We start from the raw sequence: 21,123 nt of genomic DNA on the forward strand, positions 1-21,123 counted from the left end.
GCACGCGGCGCCGACCGCAGCGAGGCGGTGGCGCGAGCCGCCACACCGTACGCCCCCGGGCCGCCACGCCCCCATCCCGCGTGACGACGACTACGCTCGACGTGACGGGGGGACCGGGACGGCGAGCGGAGCGGGCAGGTCGATGAGCGTAAGACGGATCATGGGCACCGAGGTCGAGTACGGCATCTCCGTGCCCGGCCAGGCCGGGGCCAACCCGATGGTCACCTCCTCGCAGGTGGTCAACGCCTACGGGGCGCGCCCGGAACTCAACCGGGGTGGCCGGGCCCGCTGGGACTACGAGGAGGAGTCGCCGCTGCGCGACGCCCGCGGCTTCACCTACTCCGGCGCCGCGTACGACCCGGCGGAGGCGCTCGCCGACGAGGACCTGGGGCTGGCCAACGTCATACTCACCAACGGGGCCCGGCTGTACGTCGACCACGCCCACCCGGAGTACTCCACCCCCGAGGTGACCAACCCCCTGGACCTGGTCCGCTGGGACAAGGCGGGGGAGCGGGTGATGGCCGAGGCGGCCCGGCGGGCCGCCACCATCCCGGGCACCCACCCGATCCACCTCTACAAGAACAACACCGACAACAAGGGCGCCAGCTACGGCGCCCACGAGAACTACCTGATGCGGCGGCAGACCCCGTTCGCCGACATCGTGGCGTACCTGACGCCGTTCTTCGTCACCCGTCAGGTGGTCTGCGGCGCCGGCCGGGTCGGCATCGGCCAGGACGGCGGCCAGAGCGGCTTCCAGATCTCCCAACGGGCAGACTTCTTCGAGGTCGAGGTGGGGCTGGAGACCACCCTCAAACGGCCGATCATCAACACCCGCGACGAGCCGCACGCGGACGCCGACAAGTACCGCCGGCTCCACGTCATCATCGGCGACGCCAACCTGTCGGAGATCTCCACGTACCTCAAGGTCGGCACCACCGCGCTGATCCTCACCATGATCGAGGAGAAGGCGCTCGGCCCCGACCTCGGCATCGCCGACCCGGTCAGTGAGCTGCGCGCGGTCAGCCACGACCCGTCGCTCAAGCACCTCATGCGGATGCGCGATGGCCGCAGGCTGACCGCCCTGGACGTCCAGTGGGCGTACCTGGAGCGGGTTCGGTCCTTCGTGGACGACCGGTACGGCACCGACGTCGACGAGCAGACGGCGGACGTGCTCGACCGCTGGGAGAGCGTGCTCGACCGGCTCGGCCGCGACGCCTTCCTCTGCGCCGACGAGCTGGACTGGGTGGCCAAGCTGCGGCTGCTGGAGGGCTACCGGGAGCGGGAGAAGCTCGGCTGGGGCGCGCACAAGCTCCAGCTGGTCGACCTCCAGTACTCCGACGTCAGGCCCGAGAAGGGGCTCTACCACCGGCTGGTGACCCGCGGCGCGATGCGGACGCTGCTCAGCGACGAGCAGAGCCGCACCGCGATGACGGAACCGCCGGAGGACACCCGGGCCTACTTCCGCGGCCGCTGCCTGGCCCAGTACGCCTCCGAGGTGGTCGCCGCGAGCTGGGACTCGGTCATCTTCGACGTGGGCCGGGAGTCGCTGGTCCGGGTGCCGATGATGGAACCCGAGCGGGGCACCCGCAAGCACGTCGGGCAGCTGTTCGACCGGTGCGAGAGTGCCAAGGACCTGCTGGAGACGCTGACCGGCGGCTGAGCCGGATGCCGGAAAGCCCGTCCCGCGCTGGAACCCGGCGCGCGACGGGCTTTTCGTCGTCTGCGCGAGGTAAGTTGATCGCAGGGATCGTGGAGGAGGCAACGATGGCGACCCAAGAAGGCGGCCAGACCCAGTCCGGCAAGTCGCACGAGGAGGTCGAGGAGGTCACCGCGCAGGCCAACCCCGAGGTTGCTGAGCGGCACGCCGAGATCACCGAGGACGTCGACGACCTGCTCGACGAGATCGACTCCGTCCTGGAGGAGAACGCAGAAGAGTTCGTGAGGGGATACGTACAAAAAGGGGGGGAGTGATTATATCAGGGTGAAACGGACATGCCGCTTCCCTTGGATGATCGAGACGGCCGGCGCCGTTGCCGCGACTGCGGGGAATGGAAGCTGCTCGATGAATTCTGCGCGAGCAGCAAACGTCCCAGCGGTCGCGGCAGCTATTGCAAGCCCTGCTTCAACGAGCGGTCGAAGGCCAGTTACGCCAAGCGAGTGAGCGAGAGGTACGGCCGAGAGGTGAAGCCTGCCCGGGAACTCCCGGACGGCCACCGCTTCTGCGCCGACTGTGGAACCGTCAGGCCCGTGGCTGACTTCCCGCGCAATCGCTCCGACAGCACGGGTTACGCCACGTACTGCAAGCCCTGTCACAACACACGTACCAGCGAGACCAAGCAGCGGCTCTACGGCGGCAATCGCGAGTACCACCTGCGCCGGCGTTACGGGGTAGGGCAGAAGGAGTTCGACGAGCTCCTCGCCGAGCAGGGTGGAGTCTGCGCGGTCTGCGCCGCACCCGATCCGGAACATGTGGACCACGATCATCGCACCGGGTGGGTGCGCGGGATACTCTGCTTCAACTGTAATGGTGGTCTTGGCCAGTTCCGTGACAGTCCCGTGCGGCTGGCCAGGGCGATCACGTACCTGAGAGGAACCACGTGGCAGCGGGTTTTGATCCATCCGGGCGTCTACCAGATGTGTTCACCAACGCGGGGACGTCCTCCTTCACAGCGTTCCTGAGCAAGGTGGCCCCCGAGATGCTGCCCGGCCGGCGGCCGCTGCCGCCCGGCATGGCCGCCGACATGGCGCCGCACGCGACGACCATCGTGGCCATCTCGGCCGCCGGTGGCGTGGTGATGGCCGGCGACCGGCGCGCCACGATGGGCAACCTGATCGCTCAGCGGGACATCGAGAAAGTGCACCCGGCCGACGCGTACTCGCTGGTCGGCATCGCGGGCACCGCGGGCATCGGCATCGAGCTGATGCGACTGTTCCAGGTGGAACTCGAGCACTACGAGAAGATCGAGGGCGCCATGCTCTCGCTCGACGGCAAGGCCAATCGGCTGGCCGCGATGATCCGGGGCAACCTGGGCGCGGCGATGCAGGGCCTCGCGGTGATCCCGCTGTTCGCCGGGTTCGACCTGGCGGCCAGCGACCCGGCCCGGGCCGGCCGGATCTTCAGTTTCGACGTGACCGGCGGCCCGTACGAGGAGACCGGCTACGACGCGATCGGGTCCGGCTCGCTGTTCGCCAAGTCGGCGTTGAAGAAGCGGTTCCGGGCGGGCCTGTCGATCGACGACGCGGTGCGGCTCGCTGTCGAGGCGCTCTACGACGCGGCCGACGACGACACCGCGACCGGTGGCCCGGATCTGACCCGCCGGATCTACCCGGTGGTGATGACCGCGACGGCGGAGGGCACGCACCGGCTCACCGAGGCCGAGACGGCGGCGATCGCGGAGAGCGTCGTGGCCGGCCGGATGGAGAACCCGGGCGGCTGACCCCGCTCCCACCTCACCCGTCAGCAGTCCGCAGCACAGCGCCCGAAGGAGAACCGCCGCCGTGGCCATGCAGTTCTACGCCTCGCCCGAGCAGATCATGCGCGACCGTTCCGAGTTGGCCCGCAAGGGCATCGCCCGGGGCCGGAGCGCGGTGGTCCTGAGCTACGAGGGCGGGGTCCTCTTCGTCGCGGAGAACCTGTCCAGCACCCTGCACAAGGTCAGCGAGATCTACGACCGGATCGGTTTCGCGGCGGTGGGCCGCTACAACGAGTTCGAGAACCTGCGCCGGGCCGGGGTGCGGATGGCCGATCTGAACGGCCTGAGCTACGACCGGCGGGACGTCACCGGCCTGGCGCTGGCCAACGCGTACGCGCAGACGCTGGGTGCCATCTTCACCGAGCAGTCGAAGCCGTTCGAGGTGGAGGTGTGCGTGGCGGAGGTGGGTGCCACGCCGGACGACGATTCGCTCTACCGGGTGACGTACGACGGTTCGGTCAACGACGAGCCGGGCCGGATGGCGATGGGTGGCCAGGCCGAGGCGATCACCGGAGTGCTGAAGAACGAGCACCGGCCGGAGATGTCGCTGTCCGAGGCGATCCAGGCCGCGGTGAAGGCGCTCGGCAGCGTGGGCGGGGAGGGCGGGGCGGCCCGTACCATCGCCGCGAACCAGATGGAGGTGGCGGTGCTGGACCGCCGCCGGGTGGGGCGGACGTTCCGGCGGGTCACCGGGGCGGCGTTGACCGCGCTGCTGGAGGGGGACGCGAGCGCGGACACCGCGCCGGCGCCGGGGCGGGCGCAGACCCCGACGTCGCCCACCGAGGAGGCGAAGAAGCCGACCACGTCGGCTGGTTCGGCGGACCTGGAGGGCCAGCAGGGCGAGCAGTCGGGGGACTGACGGTCGGGCCCGGCGCGCGCCCGGTGCGGCGCGGCTCGCCTGGGTGACGCCGCCCGTGGCGGGCCGGGCCGGCAGACGTCGCGCGGCGAGGCGGCGGCGGATCCCGGTGGACGTGCCGGACCTGGTCGTCGCTGCCCGGCGGATCAGCGGTGCGGCTTGAGCGGCTGCCACCAGGCGCGGTTGGTCCGGTACCAGCCGACCGTCTCGGCGAGCCCGCCGTCCAGGTCGACGGTGGGCACCCAGCCGAGTTCGCGGCGGGTGATGGTGCAGTCCAGCGAGTAGCGGCGGTCGTGGCCCCGGCGGTCGGCGACCGGCCGGACGCGGTCCCAACCGGCGCCGCAGGCGGCGAGGAGGCGGCCGGTGAGGTCCCGGTTGGTCAGTTCGGTGCCGCTGCCGAGGTGGTAGACGCCGCCGGCCCGGCCGTTGAGCTGGGCCAGCGCGATGCCGTGGCAGTGGTCGTCGACGTGCAGCCAGTCGCGGACGTTGCCGCCGTCGCCGTACAGCGGCACGTCGTGCCCGTCGAGCAGGTTGGTGGCGAACAGCGGCACGATCTTCTCGGGGTACTGGTACGGGCCGTAGGTGTTGGCGCCGCGGGTGATGACGACGTCGAGGCCGTGGGTGCGATGGTAGGCGAGGGCGAGCAGGTCGGCGCCGGCCTTGCTGGCCGAGTAGGGGGAGCTGGGCCGCAGCGGCGTCTGCTCGGTCCACGAGCCGGTGTCGATGGACCCGTACACCTCGTCGGTGGAGACCTGCACGAACCGGCCGACCCCGTGGCGCAGGGCGGCGTCGAGCAGGATCTGGGTGCCCACCACGTTGGTGGTGACGAACGGGGCGGCATCGGTGATGGAGCGGTCGACGTGGGATTCGGCGGCGAGGTGCACGACGACGTCGTGACCGGGGACGGTGGCGTCGACGAGGGCGGCGTCGCGGATGTCGCCGCGGACGACCCGCAGCCGGGGGTCGGCGCGTACCGGGTCGAGGGCGGCGTCGGTGGCGGCGTAGGTCCAGGCGTCGAGCACGGTGAGGGCGTCCACCGGCACGTCCGGCTCGGCGCCGGTGAGCAGCCGCCGGACGTACGCCGATCCGATGAAGCCGGCGCCGCCGGTGACGAGGATTCTCACGGCTGGGACCGTACCCGGCGGTGGGATGCGCGGATGCGGGGAATGCCAGGCTCGGTGCGGATGAGACCACTGGGTTGAGCGCTGCCCAATTGGGGCCCCGGGCGGCTAATGTCACATCATGGAGCGGCGAATCTTCGGCCTCGAGACCGAGTACGGCGTCACCTGCACCTATCGCGGGCAGCGCCGGCTGTCCCCCGACGAGGTCGCGCGGTACCTGTTCCGGCGGGTGGTGTCGTGGGGCCGGTCGAGCAACGTGTTTCTGCGCAACGGGGCCCGGCTCTACCTGGACGTGGGCTCGCACCCGGAGTACGCGACGCCGGAATGCGACTCGGTGACCGATCTGGTGGCCCACGACCGGGCGGGGGAGCGGATCCTGGAGGGGCTGCTCGTCGACGCGGAGAAGCGGCTGCACGACGAGGGCATCGCGGGTGAGATCTACCTGTTCAAGAACAACACCGACTCGGCCGGCAACTCGTACGGCTGCCACGAGAACTATCTGGTGTCCCGGCACGGCGAGTTCGGCCGGCTCGCCGACGTGCTGATCCCGTTCCTGGTCACCCGGCAATTGATCTGCGGTGCGGGGAAGGTGCTGCAGACGCCGCGCGGGGCGGTCTACTGCCTGTCGCAGCGGGCCGAGCACATCTGGGAGGGCGTCTCCTCGGCGACCACCCGGAGCCGGCCGATCATCAACACCCGGGACGAGCCGCACGCGGACGCGGAGCGGTACCGGCGCCTGCACGTGATCGTCGGCGACTCGAACATGAACGAGGTGACCACGCTGCTGAAGGTGGGCACCGCGGACATCGTGCTGCGGATGATCGAGGCCGGGGTGGTGATGCGGGATCTGACGTTGGAGAACCCGATCCGGGCGATCCGCGAGGTGTCGCATGACATCACCGGCCGGCGCAAGGTGCGGCTGGCCTCCGGCAAGGAGGTCTCCGCGCTGGAGATCCAGCAGGAATACCTGGCGAAGGCGACGGAGTTCGTGGAGCGCCGGGGCGGGGACCAGACCGCGAAGCGGGTGGTGGATCTCTGGGCGCGGGTGCTGCGGGCGGTGGAGACCGGGGACCTGGACCCGGTGGCCCGGGAGATCGACTGGGTGACGAAGCTGCGCCTGATCGAGCGGTACCAGCGCAAGCACGACCTGCCGCTGTCGCACCCGCGGGTGGCGCAGATGGATCTGGCGTACCACGACCTGCGGCGTGGGCGGGGCCTGTACGGGCTGCTGGAGCGGCGCGGCGAGGTGGACCGGGTGGCCACCGACCCGGAGATCTTCGAGGCGAAGGAGACGCCGCCGCAGACCACCCGGGCGCGGCTGCGGGGTGAGTTCATCCGGCACGCGCAGGAGAAGCGGCGGGACTTCACCGTCGACTGGGTGCACCTGAAGCTGAACGACCAGGCGCAGCGGACGGTGCTGTGCAAGGACCCGTTCCGGGCGTACGACGAGCGGGTGGAGCGGCTGATCGCGAGCATGTGAGGCGGCGGCCGGTGCCGTGGGCACCGGCCGCCCGCTCACGGGTACGCTGGCGTCGCGATGAACACTTCCGAACCCTCCGGCCGCGACCGTGGCACCGAGAAGCTCAACTGGATCGACCGGCGCCGGGAGAAGATCCGCGCTGAGATCGAGCGGAACCGCCGTGGCGAGTACAAGGTGCCGACCTGGGTGCTGGGGGTGGTGCTGGCGCTGATCGTGGTCGGCTGGTTGGCGTTCATCTTCCTCGCCGGCTGAGTCCGGGTCCGGCCGCGCCGGCTGCGGCGGCGGGCGCCGCCCCGAGGCCGGTCAGTTGTACGGCATGCTGGGGAACCAGCCGATGCCGAAGCGGGCGGGCAGTCGCACGTCCCAGTAGACGACGGTGAAGATGCCCAGGGCGACGAGCAGCGCGCCGGTCACCACGGCGGCGCGGCGGGGGTCGGCCATCCAGCGCAGGAAGCGTCCCCGGCTGACCACGACGACGATCGCGAAGATCAGCGTGACGAGCAGGATGTTGCCCAGCGACTGCAGGGTGAAGGCGAGTGCCCCGTAGAGCGGGTTGCCGGTGTCGGCCGCCCAGTGGAACAGCTTGTTGAACATCGGGTAGGGGCGCCCGATGAGGAAGCCGCCGACCAGCGCGCCCATCGTCACCACCCGGCCGACGGGCCGGTGGGCGAAGACGTCGGGGAGCAGGCCGAGCGCGGCGAGCCCGAGGTAGGTCAGCGCCAGGCCGATCACGCCGAACACGACAGACGACTGGATGAGGCGGACCGGGACCCCGCCGACCACGTCGGTGGAGAGTTGGGGGAGCCGGTCGCCGAGCAGGACGCCGATGGCGCCGTAGCCGGCCGAGACCGTGATCATGCCGAGGGCCAGCCAGCCGACGGGACGGAGCAGGGACCGCAGCGGCGCGGCGCTGGCGTGGCGGCCGGACGCCTGGCTCATCGGGCCGACCGAGGCGGCCATGGCGATGTTGCAGGCGGTGAAGGTGCCGGCGAAGCCGGAGACGAACGCGAAGAGCAGCCCGGCGGCGGTGCCGGTGATCGCGGTGGCCTTGGCGTCGTGGCCGAGCACGGTGTTCGCGACGTTGTCGCCGATGACCTTGTCGACCAGCTCGAACGACCACAGGACGGCGAGCAGGACGCCGGCTGCCGCGCTGAGCAGGGCGACCCGGAGGCGGCGCCCGGGGCCGGGTGCCGGGGTGAGGAGTTGGCGTTCGGGGAGCTGTCGCAGGGACATGGCGCCTCGCATTCCGCTACGGGGCCGCGCCGTCCCGCGGCGGGCCCCTGCGGTGACGGGCGGGGAGGCCGGGGTCGATGCGGCCGGGGTCGGATACCTGGACAGGATGGGGGCGGCCGGGCCGGCGGGGCGTCTTCGGCCGTGCGGTCTTCGCGGCTGGTCGGCGAGTGGGCGGTCCGCGGCGGACCGGCCGGCGCCGGGGACAGCGCACGGGGGAAGTTGCCGCCCCGCCCGGGGGCCTGGCAGGTTGCCGGATGGACCGGGTTCGCAGTCGGCCACGGCTGGCTCGGGTGGGAGGCGACGTCATGGCACATATCGATCTTGACTTGGACGAGAAGGCCCACCCGGGCATCAACGGGCCGATGCGGTTCCGTCCCGAGACCGCGAAGCCGCTGAACGCGCTCGCCGAGCAGTTGCTGCGCGCCCCACACCCCACGCTGACCGCAGGCGAACGGGAGCTCATCGCCGCCTACGTGTCCGGCCTGAACGAGTGCACGTTCTGCTGCTCGTCGCACTCGGCGTTCGCGGCCGCCCAGCTGCCGTCCGGGATGCCGCTGGTGGAGCAGGTGCGCCGGGACGTGACCACCGCGCCGGTCAGCGAAAAGCTGCGGGCGCTGCTGCGGATAGCCGGCGCGGTGCAGCGCAGCGGCCGGGAGGTCACCCCCGAGCTGGTCGACGCGGCCCGCGCGGCGGGCGCCACCGACCTGGAGATCCACGACGCGGTGCTGATCGCCGCGGCGTTCTGCATGTACAACCGGTACGTCGACGGCCTGGGCACCTGGGCGCCGCAGGACCCGGCGGCGTACGAGCGGTCCGCCGCGCACATCGTCGCGCACGGCTACGGCGCGAGCTGAGCGTCGGTCCGCCGCCGGCCGGACGGCTCAGCCGAGCAGGCGGGCCGCGTGCCGGCCGGCGGCGGCCGCGGCCAGGAAGTAGGCGTGGTCGGCGTCCAGGCCGCGGCCCATGGTCGACAGGCCGACCGGGCTGGCCCGCAGCGCCGCGTCGAGCCCGTCCGTGGCCACGGTGACGATCCGGTGCCGGTCGGCGAGCGGGGCGAGGGCCTGGTCCACCTCGGCGGCCAGGGCCGGGTCGAGGCGGTCCGGCACGACCAGCTCCGCGGCGGCGAGGGCCACCCGGCCGTACGCGGTGAGGCTGTGGTGGGAGACGCCGCGGTGCCGAGAGCGCGGATCGGCGTCGGAGATGCGCAACGAGCCGACCGCCCGGCCGCCGAGGGTGGCGACCGCGTTGACCGCCTCGCCGACGGCCACCCCGGAGAAGCCCCAGCGGGTGCCGGTGCCCAGGTTGCCCGGCCCCTGGGCGACGATCGCGAGGTCGGCGTGCAGCACGTGCCGGGCGGCGAGCAGCCCGCTGTGCAGGGTGCTGGCCTCCAGGTCGCCGCCGAACGCCTGGCCGACGCTGACCGTGCCGGCGAGGTGGTCGGCGAGCCCGGCGAGGGTGCGGGAGAACCAGGCCGGCAGCGCCCCGCCGTCGGTGAGCAGGTAGGCCACCCGGGCGTGCGGGGCGTCGGCGTGGACGCCGGCGAGGATCGCCGGCAGGGCCGAGTGCAGGTCGGCGGTGACCACCGGCATCCCGTGCAGGCTGTCCGCGGCGGCCAGCACCGCGTGGTGCGGGGAGGCCTCCTCGTCGACGCCGAGCAGGATCGGTTGCAGCGGGGTGTAGCGGGCCTTGACCAGGTGGCCGGCGCCGCGGCTGTCGGCGGCCTGCGGCGGGTCGGCGGGGAGCCGGTCGGGCAGGGCCACGACCAGGGCGTATCCGCCGGTGCCGAGGCCCATCAGCAGGGCGCCGGCGTTGAGCAGCACCCAGTCGCCGGGTTCCGGGTCGCCGACCAGCGCCGGGTAGGCCAGGGCACGCATCCGGCCGCCGTCGGGCAGGTCGACGTCGAGTTCCGTCGCGCCGGCCCACCGCCGCCGTACCGCCGTGACCGTGCCGGACCGCCATCGCACCATGCCCAGGAAACTATCGGCCGTCGGCGGGCCGGGGCGCGTCCGGGTGGCCCGGCGCGCGTCAGAAGGTGTCGGTCTGCTGGTCCACGGGCCGGTCGCCCTCGTTCTGGGTACGCCGGGCCCGGCCGCGGTCGGTGCCGGGCATGGACCGGGTGGGGTCGAGGAAGACGTACCCGATCTCGGGGTAATGCTCGGTGAGCCGCCGCTCGGCCTCGTCGGCGGCGGCCTCGATGTCGGCGCCGGTGGCGTCGTTGTGGAAGTCGACCTTGGCGGCGACCAGGATGTCGTCCGGGCCGAGCACCATGGTCATCAGCGTGTGGACCCGGTCCACGGTGGGCAGCGAGGCCAGCTCGTGCTCGATCTTCCGGTGCACGCGCTCGGAGACGGCCCGGCCCACCAGCAGCGAGATGTTGCTCCGGGCCAGGATGGCGGCGACCACCAGCAGCAGCACGCCGATCAGGATCGAGGCGATCCCGTCGTAGAGTTCCTCGCCGGTGAGTTCGGACAGCCCGAGGCCGACGCCGGCGATGAGCAGGCCGATGAGGGCGGCGGTGTCCTCCAGGAAGACGGCCTTGACGGTGGTGTCGGCGGTCAGGCGCAGGTAGCGGCGGGGGGTGGCCCGCCAGCGGCGGGACTCGCGACGGATCTGCCGGACCGCCCGGGTCAGGGACACCGACTCCACCACGAAGGAGACCACCAGCACGACGTACGACGCCAGGTAGTTGCCGCTGTGTTGGTGCACGAGGATGGTGGTGACGCCGTGGGTGATGGCGAAGCCGGCGCCCACCACGAAGGTGAACAACGCGGCGAGGAACGCCCAGACGTAGCTCTCCTTGCCGTACCCGAACGGATGCCGGGTGTCGGCGGGCCGAGCCCCGCGGCGCAGCGCCAGGTAGAGCAGCACCTCGGTGGTGGTGTCGGCGACCGAGTGGGCGGCCTCGGAGAGCATCGCCGCCGACCCGGAGAGCAGGCCGGCGATGGCCTTGGCGACCGCGATGGCGAGGTTCGCCGAGCCGGCCAGGATGACCGTGCCGACGCTCTCGCGCTTGACTTCCGCTTCCGCCATGCGCTCACCATATGGCCGGTGTCGGCGCTGCGCCGGTCGAGCGGGACGGCCCGCGTTGGGCGGGGCCCGGCCGCCTCGGGTGCGGCGTTCCGCGCGGCGCGCCCGCGTGGGTGCACGCCCAGGACGCGCGGGCTGCTAGCGTTCACACGTGTCCCGGACCCGTACCGAACGCCTGGTCAACCTGGTGATCTGCCTGTTGTCGACGCGACGGTTCCTCACCGCCGCCCAGATCGCCGCGACCGTGCCCGGCTACGAGCACGACCCGGACGACGCCAAGGACCACGAGGCGTTCCAGCGCAAGTTCGAACGGGACAAGGCTGAGCTGCGCGAGCTGGGGGTGCCGCTGGAGACGGGCACGGCCAGCGTCTTCGACGCCGAGCCCGGCTACCGGATCGCCCCCCGCGAGTACGCCCTGCCCGACATTCCACTCGAACCGGACGAGGCCGCCGCCGTCGGCATCGCCGCGCGGCTGTGGCAGCACGCCGGCCTGGCCGCCGCCGCCTCGTCGGGGCTGGCGAAGCTGCGCGCCGCCGGCATCGACGTGGACCCGCAGGCCACCCTGGGCCTGGAGCCGATGGTCACGGTCGACCCGGCGTTCGCCCCGCTGACCGCCGCCGCCCGGGACCGGCGGGAGGTCAACTTCGACTACCGGGTGCCGGACCGGGACGCCCCGACCCGCCGCCGGCTGCAGCCATGGGGCGTGGTCTGCTGGCGCGGCCGGTGGTATGTGGTCGGCCACGACCTGGACCGCGAGGCGGCCCGCTGCTTCCGGCTGTCCCGGGTGGTGGGCACGGTCCGGGTGACCGGCCAGCCCGGGGCGTACGAGCCGCCCGCCGGGGTGGACCTGATCAGCCACGTGGCCCGCTGGTCCGGGCCGGTGGAGCGGACCGGCCGGGCCACCGTGCTGGTCGCCCCCGGCCGGGCGGCCGGGCTGCGCCGCTGGGCGGTGGAGATCAGCTGCGGGCCGGACGGCGACCGCCTGGTCCTGCCGTACGCCGACGCGGACTACCTGGCCGGCCAGGTGGTCGGCTACGGCCCGGACGCCCGGGTGCTGGAGCCGCCGGAGGTCCGCGAGGCGGTCATCCAGCGGTTGAAGGAGATCGCCGCCCGGCACGACGAGCTGGCGGTGGCTGGGGGTGCCCGGTGACCCGCCCGGCGGCCCGCGGTGGCCGCGCCTCGGCGGACCGGCTCGCCCGGCTGCTCAACCTGGTGCCCTACCTGCTCGCCCGCCCCGGCATCGAGATCGCCGAGGCGGCCGGCGATCTGGGGGTGACCGAGCGGCAGCTCCGCGAGGACCTGGAGCTGCTCTGGGTGTGCGGGCTGCCCGGTTACGGCCCGGGCGACCTGATCGACATGGCGTTCGACGGCGACCGGGTGACCATCACCTACGACGCCGGCATCGACCGGCCGCTGCGGCTCACCCCGGACGAGGCGCTCGCCCTGGTGGTGGCGCTGCGGATGCTGGCCGAGACACCCGGGGTGGCCAACCGGGAGGCGGTGGAGCGGGCCCTCGCCAAGATCGAGAGCGCGGCCGGAGACCTCGCCGGCGCCCCGGTGGAGGTGCGGCTGCCCGGCGACACCGCCCGGGTGCGTGAGCTGCGGGCGGCCGTGGAGCGGGGCCGGGCGCTGCGGATCACCTACTACACCGCGGCCCGGGACGAGACCACCGAGCGCACCATCGACCCGCTGCGGATGCTGATGGTCGGCGGCCGGGCGTACGTGGAGGCGTGGTGCCGCCGCGCCGAGGCGGTCCGGCTGTTCCGGGCCGACCGGATCGACGCGGTCACCGAGCTGGACGAGGCGGCCGTGGTGCCGCCGCAGGCCCGCCCGCACGACCTCAGCGACGGGGTGTTCCGGCCCTCGGCCGACCTGCCGCTGATCACCCTGCGGGTCGGCCGGGGCGAGCGGTGGATCACCGAGTACTACCCGTGCGAGCGGGTGGAGGCCGACGGTGAGCAGTGGCTGGTGTCGCTGCGGGTCACCGACCTGGGCTGGGCGCGGCGGTTCGTGCTCGGGCTCGGCCCGGACGTCACCGTGGTCGCCCCGGCCGAGCTGGCCGAGCAGGTCCGCGCCCAGGCGGCCGCCGCGCTCGACGCGTACGCGACGCCGGTGGATCGCGCCAACCCGGCGGTGGCCGGCCGCACCCAGTAGGCTGACCGCCGTGGTGACGTGGATCGTGCTCGGGGTCGTGCTGTTCCCGCTCCTCGTGCTGGCCCTGGCGGTCCGGCCGGTGCTGGCGCGGCTGCCCCGGCTGCGCCGGGCGGCGGTGGCCCTGCAGCGCCGCCAGGCCGAGGCGGAGGCGATGCGGTCGGTCGCCGAGGAACTCCAGAGCCGCGCCGAGGGCCTCCAGGAGCGGCTGACCGTCACCCAGGAACGGCTGGCGTTGATCAAGGCCAGGCGCGGAAAGTGATCGACGGCGGTCGGTCCGGCGGGCGCTAGCTGCGCGGTCCCGGGCGGTTCCGCGCACGATCGCGCCGCCGCAGGTGGTTGACGGGACACTTCGGGTTGGTCGAGACTTCACCGACCGGGCCCGCACCGGCAGGCCCGTCAGGGTGGCAAGGCCCTTCGACCCACGTACGATGGGCTGCGACCACCCCTGACCGACATTTGAACGACTGGAGCTTCCCATGGGTGCCCTCAAGCCGTGGCACATCGCCGTACTCGTGGTCGTGCTGATCCTGCTGTTCGGCGCGAAGCGGCTCCCCGACGCGGCCCGTTCGCTGGGCCGCTCGCTGCGGATCATCAAGGCGGAGACCAAGAGCCTGCACGACGATGACCGCGACCTGGCGGAGAAGGCCGACGCGCAGGCCGGCTACCAGCCGCTCCCGCCGAACCCGGCCCAGCAGCAGCAGTACGCGCCGCAGCAGCCCCCGCAGCAGCAGTACGCGCCGCAGCCGCAGCAGCCGGTCGACCCGGTGCAGCGCGTCCGCGAGAACTGATCCGGAGGGCCCACCACCGTGGCCTTCGCGTTGAAGAAGCGCGGCCCGAGCAACTTCGAGCGGGCCTCCGACGGCTCGATGACGCTCATGGAGCACATCCGTGAGCTGCGGAACCGGCTGTTCCGGGCGTCGTTGGCGATCGTCGCCGGCCTGGCCGCCGGCTTCTGGCTCGCCGACCCGGTGTTTCTGGTGCTCAAGCGGCCGTACTGCCGGCTGCCCGGCACAACGGACGCGCTGGGGCACTGCCAGGACCTGCTGGCGCTGGCGCCGACGACCGGTTTCCTCCTGAAGCTGAAGCTGGCGCTCTGGCTCGGCCTGATCATCGGCGGGCCGGTCTGGCTCTATCAGCTCTGGGCCTTCATCGCCCCGGGTCTACACCGTCACGAACGCAAGTGGGCGTACGTCTTCGTGGCGATCGCCGCGCCGCTGTTCGCCGCCGGCGCCGTGCTGGCCTACTTCGTGGTCGACAAGGGCCTCGGGTTCCTGATGGAGTCCGGGGTGGGCGGGCTGTCCAACCAGTTCGAGGTCAGCGCGTACATTTCGTTCGTCACGAACATGATCCTGCTGTTCGGGGTGGCGTTCGAGTTCCCGCTGATCCTGCTCATGCTCAACTTCACCGGGGTGGCCAGCGCCCGGCGGCTGCTGAGCTGGTGGCGCGTGGTGATCTTCGTGTCGTTCGCGTTCGCGGCGATCGCCACCCCGGACCCGGGTCCGTTCGGCATGACGCTGCTGGCGGCCGCGCTCTCCCTGCTCTACTTCGTCGCGGTCGGCGTGGCCTTCCTCAACGACAAGCGGCGTGGCCGGGGCCGGGAGATGTACGCGGGCGTCGCCGACGACGAGGTGTCGCCGCTGGACCTGTCCACCGAACCGATCGAGGCCGGAACGCGCGTCGACGCCTCCGCCCCGATCGGAACGCCCGAACCGATCGACGCGCCGGCGCCGATCGAGCGCCGCTACGACGACATGACCTGACCTGACCGGATCGCTTGCCGCAGGTACACCGGAACGCCGTCCCTGGCCGGGGACGGCGTTCCGCGTATCGGGGCTGTGTCGCAGGTCCACCCTGCCCGCCCGCGCCGACGACGGCAACCGGGTATCCGGGGCGGCCCGGGTGGGCGGATACTGGCCGCCGTGATCGACGACCGCCCGCCGCGCCGCCCCGACCTCGCCTCGGCGCTGCGTTTCCTCATCGAACTGGTCGCCTGGGTCGCCACGCCGTGGGCGCTCGCCCCACACTCGGTGGCACTGGCGGTCGCCTCGGTGCTGGTACTGATCGGCCTGCCCACTGTCCTGGCCACCCCGGGGGACAAGAAGCATGCGATCGTGCCGGTGCCCGGGGTGGTCACCGTCGCGCTGGTGGTTTTGCAACTGGTCGCCGCCGCGGTCTCGGCGTGGTTCGCCTGGCCGCGGCCGGTCGCCGTGGCGGTGGCCGCGCTGGCTCTTGCGACCGTGGTCACCGAACTGCCCCGCTGGCGCCGGCTTGCCCCGCTCGGCCGCGACGGCCGCCCGTCGGGCCGATCCGCGTAGCGGGCGGCATCAGGCCACCCGCCGGACGGCTCCTTCCGGTGGCGGCGGCACGGCGTCCGGGTGCAGGATCGCGGCGATCGCCTCGGCGCCGTCGACCAGGCGCGGGCCGGCCCGCACGATCAGCCCGTCCGCGTCGAGCGCCCAGACCTCCGCGCCGGGAAAGTGCGGAACCACCGTCGCGGCCTGCGCGACCGCCCCGTCCAGGTGGTATCCGCACGGCGCGACCAGCACCACCTCCGGGCGGGCCGCCTGGAGCGCCGGCCAGGTGGTCGGCGTCGACCGGGTGCCCGGGTGGGCGGCCACCGGTTCCCCGCCGGCCACCCGGACCAGGTCCGGGATCCAGTGCCCGGCGCCGAACGGCGGATCCACCCACTCCACCACCGTCACCCGCCGCCGGGGCCGGCCGGCCACCGCCGCGCCGACCGCCGCGAGCCGCGTGCGCAGGCCGTCCACCAGCGCCTCCGCCCGGTCGGGCACCCGGGCCGCCGCGCCGACGGCCCGGATCGTGCCGAGCACGTCCGGCAGCGTGTACGGGTCGAGCGACAGCACCTCCGCCCGGCAGCCCAGGTGGGCCACGGCGTCCGCCACCCGCCCGGAGGGCAGCGCGCAGACCCGGCACAGGTCCTGCGTGAGGATCAGGTCGGGGTCCAGCCCGGCCAGGGCGCCCGCGTGCAGGGTGTAGAGGTCCGCGCCGGCGGCGAGCTGCGCCCGCACGTACGTGTCGATCTCGCCGGGGCTCATGCCGCGGGTGTCCCGGCCGCCCACCACCACCGTCGTGCCGGCCCGGTACGCGGCCGGCACCGCGCACTCGAAGGTGACCCCGACCAGTTCGTCCCCGAGGCCGAGCGCGTAGCCGATCTCGGTGGCGGAAGGTAGCAGGGACACGATGCGCATCCCGCCATCCTGCCCGCCCGCACCACGCCGGCGGCACCGCCCCGCAGTTCCGACGATCCGGGCGTCCGGCCCGGACCTCGGCGATAGTCTGAGGCGGCGCCGGAGCAGGATCCGGTCGCGTCCGTCGTCGCCGCCGCTGGGCCGCACCACCCGCCGGGCCGCCCGGTGCGACGGCCCTCTCCTGGGAGGCGTGCGGTGTCCGATCCGATCGAGGCGTACTTCGCGCGGCTCGCCCGTCGGCCTCCGGAACGGCTGCACCGCCGCACCGCCGGCACGGTCCGGTTCGAGCTGGACGGGCCCGACGGCGTCGACGTCTGGCATCTGACCATCGCCGACGGCCGGGTCACGGTGTGCCGCGAGCGGCGCGACGCCGACACGGTCTTCCGCACCGACCGGGACTTCTTCGCCCGGATGGCCCGCGGCGAGGCGAAGCCCCTCCCGGCATGGCTGCGCAACGACATCACCGCCGAGGGGCGGTTCCGTTTCGTGATCCTGCTGGAGCGCCTCTTCCCCGCGCCGGCCGGGGGACGCCACCCGCGGGCCGTGGCGGGCGGACGTGGGGAGCGCGGATGACGTCGAACCTGGTCCGCGTGATGGACGGCAACATCTTCGTGCTCAGCGAGGACAACGGCGACATCGAGGCGACGCCCAGCAACCCCAGCGGCTTCTTCGACTTCGACACCCGGTTCCTGTCGCTGTGGCGACTCACCCTGGACGGCGACCGCCTGCACCCGCTGTCCCTCGCCGAACGGGACCATGTCACGCTGCGCTTCTTCCTCGTGCCGGGCGCCCCGACCCACTACGTGGACGCCAAGTCCTCGGTGATCCGGGAACGCTCCATCACCGGTGGCGTGTTCGAGGAGCGGCTGACCGTGCTCAACCACGACCGGGTGCCGGTGGACTTCACCGTACGGCTGGACGTGGCGAACGACTTCGCGCCGATTCGCGCCATCGATCAGGAGCGCATTCCGCCGGGGCGGTTCTACCAACGGATCGAGGAACGCCGCCTGCGCCTCGGCTACCGGCGGGAACGGTTTCAACGCGAGACGGTGGTCTCGAGCAGCGAGCCGGCGCGGATCGATGAGCGCGGGCTGACGTACGCGGTGCGGGTGGCTCCCAAGCAGGGCTGGACGACCACGCTGCGGGTGCGGTCGCTGGTGCCACGCCCCGACGGCCGGGACGTCCGGGAGGTGTTCGAGGGGCGACCCCGGCGCAGCGCCGCCGAGCGGCACCAGGACCTGACGGCGTGGGTGGACCGGGCGCCCCAGCTCTGCTGCGACTGGGACGCGCTGACCGACGCCTATCGGCGCAGCCTGGTGGACCTGGCGTCGCTGCGGTATTCGCCGCTGACCCTGCCGGACGAGGCGATGCCCGCCGCCGGCCTACCGTGGGTCGCCACTATCACCGGGCGGGATGCCATCCTGACCAGCTTCGAGGCCCTGCCGGTGGCTCCGGAACTGGCCACCGCGACGCTGCGGATGCTCGGCATCGACCAGGGCTCGGTGCTGGACGACTTCCGCGACGAGGAGCCGGGCAAGATCCTGCGCGAGTTCCGCTACAGCGAGCTGGCGGCCTTCGAGGAGCGGCCGGACTCCCCGTACTTCGGCAGCGCCGATACCACGCCGCTCTATGTGATCCTGCTCGACGAGTGCGAGAAGTGGACCGGCGACGCGGACCTGGTGCGGGAGTACGAGCACGAGGCCCGCGCGGCGCTGCACTGGATCGACGAGTACGGCGACCTCCTCGGCGACGGCTACATCCGGTACCTGCGGCGCAACGAGCAGGCCGGGCTGGAGAACCAGGGCTGGAAGGACTCCCCGGAGGCGATCTGCCATGCCGACGGGCGGCTGGCCGCGCCGCCCGTGGCCCTCTGTGAGCTGCAGGGGTACGCGTACGACGCGAAGCTGCGCGGGGCCCGGATGGCCCGGGAGTTCTGGGGCGACCCGGTGTACGCCGAGCAGTTGGAGCGGGAGGCGGCCGCCCTGCGGGAGCGCTTCGACCGGGACTTCTGGATCGCCGACCGGGGTTACTACGCGCTCGCCCTAGACGGCGACGGCCGGCAGGTCGACGCGCTGGCGTCCAACATGGGCCACCTGCTGTGGAGCGGGATCGTGCCGCCGGAGCGGGCCGGGCAGGTCGCCGAGCACCTGCTCGGCCCGCGGCTCTTCTCCGGCTGGGGCGTGCGGACCCTCGCCGAGGGGCAGGCGCGGTACAACCCGCTCGGCTACCACGTCGGCGCCGTGTGGCCGTTCGACAACGCGCTGATCGCCTGGGGGCTGCGCCGGTACGGGCTTGTCGCGGAGGCCGGCCGGATCGCCGAGGCCATGATCGACGCGTCCCGGTACTTCCAGGGCCGGTTGCCGGAGGCGTTCGCCGGTTATCGCCGCGAGCTGACCCGCTACCCGGTGCGCTACCCGACGGCGAACAGTCCGCAGGCGATGGCGACCGGTACCGTCTTCCTGCTGTTGCGCGCCCTGCTCGGGCTGGAGCCGTCCGGGGAACACCTGCTGATGTCGCCGTCGGTGCCACCCCGGTTCGGCCGGGTGGAACTGCTCGACGTGCCCGGACGGTGGGGCCGGATCGATGTGATCGGCATCGGGTTGGCCCGCCCTCGGCCCTGACCGCCCCGCCGCCCCAGGGTCCGCCGACCCCCGCTTAGCCTCACCTGGCTGCGCCGTGGTTCCCCGGGCGGCGTGGCCGGGCGGTGAGCACGGGTTTCTCCCCTGGTGAGCGGGGTGGGTCGTGCCGTACGGTGCTCGCCGTGACCGCGCACGATCTTGTTCCCCTCGGCCCCGTCGCCGTGCTGGCCAATCCGACCGCCGGCCGTGGGCGGCACCGTGGCCTGCTGCCCGGGCTGGTGGATCGGCTGGCGGGCGCCGGCCGGCCGGTCCGGCTGCTGGAGGCGGCCACCCCGGACGAGGCCGAGGCGGCCTGCCGCGCCGCGGTCGCCGACGGCGCCGCCGCGCTGGTGGCGGTCGGCGGGGACGGCACGGTGCACCGGGCGTTGCAGGCCGTCGCCGGTACGGCGGTGCCGTTCGGCCCGGTCCCCGCCGGCACGGGCAACGACTTCGCCGCCGACACCGGCTTCCCCGCCGACCCGGTCGCGGCCGTCGAGGTGATCGTCGACGCGTTGCGGGGCGGCCGGACCCACCCCGTCGACCTGGCCCGGCTGACCAGCGCCGACGGTGGCGTCCGCTGGTACGGGGCGGTGCTGGCGGCTGGCTTCGACGCCATCGTCAACGAGCGGGCCAACCGGATGCGCTGGCCCCGCGGGCCCCGCCGCTACGACCTGGCGATCCTGGTCGAGCTGGCCCGACTGCGGCCGCGCCGCTACCGGCTGCGCCTCGACGGCGTGGAGCACGAGCTGGACGGGGTGCTCGTCGCGGTCGGCAACTGCGCCAGCTACGGCGGCGGCATGCGGATCTGCCCGGATGCCGATCCGACCGACGGGCTGCTGGACGTGGTGGTGGGCGGACGGTTCGACCGGCGCACCCTGATCCGGGTCAAGCCCCGTATCTACCAGGGCACGCACGTCGCGCACCCACTCGTGCGCAGCTACCGGGCCCGTACGGTGGAGCTGGACGCGGCCGGCATCACCACCTACGCGGACGGGGAGCGGGCGTTCGACCTGCCGGTGCGGATCAGCGCGGTGCCGGGGGCGGTGCGGCTGCTTCGCTGACCGGGCCGCCGGGGGTGACCTTGGCGGCCGCTGCCCAGCGGGTCGCCGAGCCGGCGTTGCCCGGGCATCGCCGACCTTCCCGTGTCCCCGAGCTGGGGCGGATCATGCGTCGGGACGCAGGGCCAGGTCGAGTACCGCGCCGAGCCCGTTGGGACTGCCGGCGTCGGCGCAGGGCAGCACCAGCACGGCGCAGCCGGCCTGCACGGCCCCCGCGTCGGCGGGGGTGTCGCCCACCATCAGCGCCCGCTCGGGATCGACGCCGAGCATCCCGCACGCCCGCCAGAAGATCCCCGGGTCCGGCTTGCAACGTCCCACCTCGTACGACAGGGCGTACGCGTCGATCAGGCCGTCGAGCTTCCAGGCGGCGAAGAGCGGCCGGAGGTCGAAACCGATGTTGCTGACCACCGCCACCTTCACCCCGGCGGCCCGCAGCGTGGTCAGCACCGCCTCGGTGTCCGGGTACGGCACCCAGCCGTCCGGGATCAGCACCCGCTCGTAGAGCGCGTCGGCGAACCCCTCGATGCCGACGTCGACCGTCTCCGCGAGCCCGGTGTACGCGCCGCGGTGGGCGTGCGGGTATAGGTCACGGTCGGCCCACAGCTCGGCGAGCCGGGGCGGTACCCGGGCCGGCAGCGGGCCGCCGGCCCGCCCGGCGGTCAGCAGCCGGTCGGCCAGCGCGGTGGCCCGGACCCGGTCCAGCTCCACCCCGCACGCCGCCGCGGCGGCCTGCACCCACTCGCGCGGCTCCTCCACCTGCGCGAGCGTGCCGTGGAAGTCGAAGAGCACCGCCTCCACGGGCCGGCGGGACGTGCTCGGGCGGACGGCGTCGTCGGCGCCGCTCGAGGCTTGGGGGGATTCGGCATGGTCCGGCACGTCGTGCACCCTACCGAC

The 21,123-nt window shown here is 73.2% G+C and carries 22 protein-coding genes and 1 pseudogene; 17 read left to right on the forward strand and 6 right to left on the reverse strand.

The window, feature by feature from the left end; translation table 11 throughout:
- Positions 1-142 precede the first annotated feature (142 nt).
- The 5 genes and pseudogenes from dop to prcA form a co-directional block, all read left to right on the forward strand.
- Positions 143-1,660, forward strand: a complete 1,518-nt coding sequence (dop, locus tag ABZ783_RS26275) for a depupylase/deamidase Dop (protein WP_073836756.1) — start codon at positions 143-145, stop codon at positions 1,658-1,660.
- A 104-nt stretch (positions 1,661-1,764) separates the two neighbouring features.
- Positions 1,765-1,971, forward strand: coding sequence for a ubiquitin-like protein Pup (locus tag ABZ783_RS26280; protein ID WP_046562769.1), 207 nt, complete (start codon positions 1,765-1,767; stop codon positions 1,969-1,971).
- A 21-nt stretch (positions 1,972-1,992) separates the two neighbouring features.
- Positions 1,993-2,679: an endonuclease VII domain-containing protein gene (locus ABZ783_RS26285; protein ID WP_357442471.1), complete on the forward strand. Its 687-nt coding sequence runs from the start codon at positions 1,993-1,995 to the stop codon at positions 2,677-2,679.
- Positions 2,598-3,437, forward strand: coding sequence for a proteasome subunit beta (gene prcB, locus ABZ783_RS26290; RefSeq protein WP_357442473.1), 840 nt, complete (start codon positions 2,598-2,600; stop codon positions 3,435-3,437). The genes ABZ783_RS26285 and prcB overlap by 82 nt, the downstream gene beginning before the upstream one ends.
- Before the next feature lie 61 nt (positions 3,438-3,498).
- Positions 3,499-4,206, forward strand: a pseudogene (gene prcA, locus ABZ783_RS26295) (proteasome subunit alpha); the annotation flags it as partial.
- A 269-nt stretch (positions 4,207-4,475) separates the two neighbouring features.
- Here the strand turns inward: prcA and rfbB are convergent.
- The gene (gene rfbB / locus ABZ783_RS26300; protein WP_357442475.1) at positions 4,476-5,453 is read right to left on the reverse strand and encodes a dTDP-glucose 4,6-dehydratase; all 978 of its coding nucleotides are present in this window, start codon (positions 5,451-5,453) and stop codon (positions 4,476-4,478) included.
- Between the two features lie 118 nt (positions 5,454-5,571).
- Here rfbB and pafA point away from each other — a divergent pair, with 118 nt between their 5' ends.
- Both pafA and ABZ783_RS26310 read left to right on the forward strand, forming a co-directional pair.
- Complete coding sequence (gene pafA, locus ABZ783_RS26305; protein WP_073836760.1) at positions 5,572-6,930, forward strand: Pup--protein ligase; 1,359 nt, start codon at positions 5,572-5,574, stop codon at positions 6,928-6,930.
- Between the two features lie 57 nt (positions 6,931-6,987).
- A complete protein-coding gene (locus ABZ783_RS26310; RefSeq protein WP_357442477.1) occupies positions 6,988-7,182 on the forward strand; it encodes a hypothetical protein in 195 nt (64 codons plus the stop codon).
- Between the two features lie 51 nt (positions 7,183-7,233).
- On the opposite strand, the gene ABZ783_RS26315 is transcribed toward ABZ783_RS26310, so the two are convergent.
- Positions 7,234-8,163: a hypothetical protein gene (locus ABZ783_RS26315; RefSeq protein ID WP_357442479.1), complete on the reverse strand. Its 930-nt coding sequence runs from the start codon at positions 8,161-8,163 to the stop codon at positions 7,234-7,236.
- Between the two features lie 305 nt (positions 8,164-8,468).
- On the opposite strand from ABZ783_RS26315, the gene ABZ783_RS26320 reads away from it, so the two are divergent.
- Positions 8,469-9,017, forward strand: a complete 549-nt coding sequence (locus tag ABZ783_RS26320) for a carboxymuconolactone decarboxylase family protein (protein WP_357442481.1) — start codon at positions 8,469-8,471, stop codon at positions 9,015-9,017.
- A gap of 27 nt (positions 9,018-9,044) precedes the next feature.
- On the opposite strand, the gene ABZ783_RS26325 is transcribed toward ABZ783_RS26320, so the two are convergent.
- Together ABZ783_RS26325 and ABZ783_RS26330 are read right to left on the reverse strand one after the other, a co-directional pair.
- Positions 9,045-10,130, reverse strand: a complete 1,086-nt coding sequence (locus ABZ783_RS26325; RefSeq protein WP_357442483.1) for a DUF3866 family protein — start codon at positions 10,128-10,130, stop codon at positions 9,045-9,047.
- A gap of 58 nt (positions 10,131-10,188) precedes the next feature.
- Entirely contained in the window at positions 10,189-11,193 is a 1,005-nt protein-coding gene (locus ABZ783_RS26330; protein ID WP_357442485.1) for a cation diffusion facilitator family transporter, read from the reverse strand.
- Positions 11,194-11,341: 148 nt separating this feature from the next.
- Here ABZ783_RS26330 and ABZ783_RS26335 point away from each other — a divergent pair, with 148 nt between their 5' ends.
- The 6 genes from ABZ783_RS26335 to ABZ783_RS26360 all read left to right on the forward strand — a co-directional run bounded on the left by ABZ783_RS26335 (position 11,342) and on the right by ABZ783_RS26360 (position 15,659).
- The gene (locus tag ABZ783_RS26335) at positions 11,342-12,340 is read left to right on the forward strand and encodes a WYL domain-containing protein (protein ID WP_357442487.1); all 999 of its coding nucleotides are present in this window, start codon (positions 11,342-11,344) and stop codon (positions 12,338-12,340) included.
- Positions 12,337-13,344, forward strand: a complete 1,008-nt coding sequence (locus tag ABZ783_RS26340) for a YafY family protein (RefSeq protein WP_357442489.1) — start codon at positions 12,337-12,339, stop codon at positions 13,342-13,344. The genes ABZ783_RS26335 and ABZ783_RS26340 overlap by 4 nt, the downstream gene beginning before the upstream one ends.
- A gap of 10 nt (positions 13,345-13,354) precedes the next feature.
- The gene (locus ABZ783_RS26345; protein ID WP_073836767.1) at positions 13,355-13,603 is read left to right on the forward strand and encodes a hypothetical protein; all 249 of its coding nucleotides are present in this window, start codon (positions 13,355-13,357) and stop codon (positions 13,601-13,603) included.
- A 217-nt stretch (positions 13,604-13,820) separates the two neighbouring features.
- Complete coding sequence (gene tatA / locus ABZ783_RS26350) at positions 13,821-14,132, forward strand: Sec-independent protein translocase subunit TatA (protein WP_357442491.1); 312 nt, start codon at positions 13,821-13,823, stop codon at positions 14,130-14,132.
- 18 nt (positions 14,133-14,150) lie between these two features.
- Positions 14,151-15,104, forward strand: a complete 954-nt coding sequence (gene tatC, locus ABZ783_RS26355) for a twin-arginine translocase subunit TatC (RefSeq protein ID WP_357442493.1) — start codon at positions 14,151-14,153, stop codon at positions 15,102-15,104.
- A 159-nt stretch (positions 15,105-15,263) separates the two neighbouring features.
- Entirely contained in the window at positions 15,264-15,659 is a 396-nt protein-coding gene (locus tag ABZ783_RS26360) for a hypothetical protein (protein ID WP_357442495.1), read from the forward strand.
- A 9-nt stretch (positions 15,660-15,668) separates the two neighbouring features.
- Here ABZ783_RS26360 and ABZ783_RS26365 read toward each other — a convergent pair whose 3' ends face one another.
- Positions 15,669-16,553: an ABC transporter substrate-binding protein gene (locus tag ABZ783_RS26365; protein ID WP_357442497.1), complete on the reverse strand. Its 885-nt coding sequence runs from the start codon at positions 16,551-16,553 to the stop codon at positions 15,669-15,671.
- Between the two features lie 195 nt (positions 16,554-16,748).
- Between ABZ783_RS26365 and ABZ783_RS26370 the strand changes: the two genes are divergently transcribed.
- The 3 genes from ABZ783_RS26370 (at position 16,749) to ABZ783_RS26380 (ending at position 20,232) form a co-directional block, all read left to right on the forward strand.
- Positions 16,749-17,126, forward strand: a complete 378-nt coding sequence (locus ABZ783_RS26370) for an SCP2 sterol-binding domain-containing protein (RefSeq protein ID WP_357442499.1) — start codon at positions 16,749-16,751, stop codon at positions 17,124-17,126.
- Positions 17,123-19,174 (forward strand): glycogen debranching N-terminal domain-containing protein, encoded by a 2,052-nt coding sequence (locus ABZ783_RS26375; protein ID WP_357442501.1) that lies wholly within the window; start codon positions 17,123-17,125, stop codon positions 19,172-19,174. Before ABZ783_RS26370 ends, ABZ783_RS26375 begins: the two co-directional genes overlap by 4 nt.
- Before the next feature lie 131 nt (positions 19,175-19,305).
- Positions 19,306-20,232: a diacylglycerol kinase gene (locus tag ABZ783_RS26380; protein WP_357442503.1), complete on the forward strand. Its 927-nt coding sequence runs from the start codon at positions 19,306-19,308 to the stop codon at positions 20,230-20,232.
- A 102-nt stretch (positions 20,233-20,334) separates the two neighbouring features.
- Here the strand turns inward: ABZ783_RS26380 and ABZ783_RS26385 are convergent, their stop codons facing one another.
- A complete protein-coding gene (locus tag ABZ783_RS26385; RefSeq protein WP_357442505.1) occupies positions 20,335-21,105 on the reverse strand; it encodes an HAD-IA family hydrolase in 771 nt (256 codons plus the stop codon).
- Positions 21,106-21,123: the final 18 nt, after the last annotated feature.

Source organism: Micromonospora sp. NPDC047738 (assembly GCF_040642675.1).
Classification (GTDB): Bacteria; Actinomycetota; Actinomycetes; order Mycobacteriales; family Micromonosporaceae; genus Micromonospora.